The organism is Allostella sp. (assembly GCF_041913585.1).
GTDB lineage: Bacteria > Pseudomonadota > Alphaproteobacteria > ATCC43930 > Allostellaceae > Allostella.
The window spans coordinates 1-2,484 of the sequence record NZ_JAYSFE010000258.1; the positions used below are offsets into that span (position 1 = coordinate 1).

Annotated in this window: 1 protein-coding gene; it reads left to right on the forward strand. The window is 74.3% G+C overall.

What is annotated here, in order from left to right; genetic code table 11:
• The coding region (locus ACE3Q3_RS23915) for an ATP-binding protein (RefSeq protein ID WP_374450295.1) at nt 1–2,391 on the forward strand (2,391 nt) is incomplete at its 5' end.
• Nucleotides 2,392–2,484 lie beyond the last annotated feature (93 nt).

The following is a 2,484-nucleotide window of genomic DNA, read 5'->3' on the forward strand; positions in this document are numbered from 1 at the left end:
CGCACGATCCACGCCATCGACCTGCACATGCACCACATCGCCGACGGCTTCCGGGTCGAGGACGGGTCGCTGGAGGATTTCATCGCGCGGGCACGCGCGCTGGCCGAAGGCGGCGAGCGGTCGCTGCCGCAGGCCATGGGCTTCGCCATCACCGACCGGGACGGCATCGTCCGCCACGCCGCCAATCCGTCGATGATCGGCCTGAGCTTCGCCGCGAACCCGCTGTTCGAGGCACTCAGGGCCGACCCCGCGCGCCGCTATGTCCATTCGCGGCCGATGGTCATCCCGCCTGTCGGGCAGCGCGCCATCGTCCTCGGCTGGCCGCTGCGCGACCGGGCGGGCGCCTTCCGCGGCGCCGTCGCGACCATGCTCAATCCCGAGTATTTCGCCACCGTCCTGAGCCGGCTGGCGATCACCGGCTCGGCCCATGCCAGCGCCATCGCCTATCCCGACGGAGCGATCGTCGCCGCCTACGGGCTCGGCACCGCCGACGCGCGGGGCGAATGGCTGCTCCCGCCCGGCCTGCGATCCGAACCGGGACCGAAGGGCGGGATTCGCCTCGCCCGCTTCGGCGGCCGGCTCGGCGAGCGCGAGAGCGACTGGCTGCTGGCGACGGCGCCGATCGCCGGCTTCGGCCAGAATGCCCTCGTCGCCATCGACCTCGACGAGGTGCTGGCCTCCGTCCACGAGCGTGCCCTGCTGCTCGGCGCCTTCTCGGTCGGCGGCCTCGTGGTCCTGGCCTTCCTGTCGTGGGTGGTCATGCGCTCGTACCGGGCCCAGGCGGCGGCGCTCGCGGCAGCCGAGAACGCCAATCGTGCCAAGACCGGGTTCCTCGCGGTCCTCAGCCACGAGATCCGGACGCCGATGAACGCCATCCTCGGCATGAACCGGCTGCTGCGCACCGCCCCGGACCTGCCCGAGCGGCTGCGCCACCACACCCAGGTCATCCGCTCGGCCGGCGAGAACCTGCTGACGGTGCTCAACGACATGCTCGACGTCTCGCGCATCGAAGCCGGCCTGATGGAACTGGAGACGGTCGATTTCGACCTCGAACAGCTCGTGGACGAGGTCATGGCGCTGCATCGGCCGGCCGCCGTCGAGAAGGGCCTGACGCTGGCGCTCGCGACCCTGCCGCCGCCGCCGATGCTGCGCGGCGACCCGGTCCGCATCCAGCAGATCCTGAGCAATCTCGTCGGCAATGCCGTCAAGTTCACCAACCACGGGCGGATCGACGTCGAGCTGGCCGTGTCCGGCGCCGGCCGCGGCGATCCGGCGGGCCGGACCGTCGAGCTGCGGATGGAAGTGCGCGACACCGGCGTCGGCATTCCCGCCGACCGCCGCGACCGCCTCTTCCAGCCCTTCACCCAGGCCGACAGCTCGACCACCCGCCGCTTCGGCGGCACCGGCCTCGGCCTCGTGATCTGCCGGCGCCTCAGCCAGATGATGGGCGGCGACATCGACTTCGACAGCGAGGAGGGGCGCGGCAGCCGCTTCCGGGTCCGCCTCGCCCTGTGCACCGCCGAGGCACGCCGGCTGCGGGACCCGGCCGGTTCCGCACCGCCGCCGCTGCAGCCGATGTCGGTACTGGTCGCCGAGGATTCCCCGCTCAACCAGGAACTGATGCGCGAGGCGCTGCAGGCGGCCGGCCACCACGTCGCCATCGCCGAGTCCGGGACGGCGGCCGTGGCGGCGGCCGAAACCGGCCGGTACGACCTCATCCTGATGGACGTCCGCATGCCCGGGATGGACGGCGTCGAGGCGACGCGGCGCATCCGGGCGAGCGGCGGCCCGGCGGCGGGACTGCCGATCATCGGGCTCACGGCCGACGCGACCGAGGCCCAGCGCGACGAGTGCCTGGCTGCCGGAATGGAGGCGGTACTGGTAAAGCCGGTCGATTTCGCACGACTCTGGAAGACGGTGGCGGCCCTGGTCCAGGTGCCCCCGCTGGGCGGCGCGCGGCCGACCGCCGCCGCCCCGCCGGCCGTCGCGCTTCACCCGGAGGGAACCGGCGACGAGTCCGCGCCGGCGCCCGCCGGCGCGCAGGCCCCGGTCGCCGTGGCCGCCGCCGCGGCGGCGCCGCTCGGCGACGTGGGGGGGGGGGGGCGCCCCGCCCCCGCGCGGGGGGGCGGGCCCGCGGGCCGCCTCTTTGCCGCCATGCTCGACAGCGTCGGCGAAACCGTGTCCGTCCTGGCCAAGCCCGGACTGCCGCTGGACGACGTCCGCGCCGCCGCCCACCGCGCCAAGGGCGCCGCCGCCAATCTCGGCAGCCCGCGCCTCGCCCAGCTGCTGACCGAGATCGAGACCGGCGCCAAGGAAGGGACGCCGCCCGGACCGGACGCGATCCGGCGCCTGCGCGAGACGTTGAAGGCGGTCGCCGACGCGACGGCGTGAGCGGGCGCCGCGCCGACCTGGAAGCCACCCGGCAACCGCCCTAGGATGCCCCTCCCCGCCCCCGAACCGGATCCGCCAGCCCATGGGACCCCT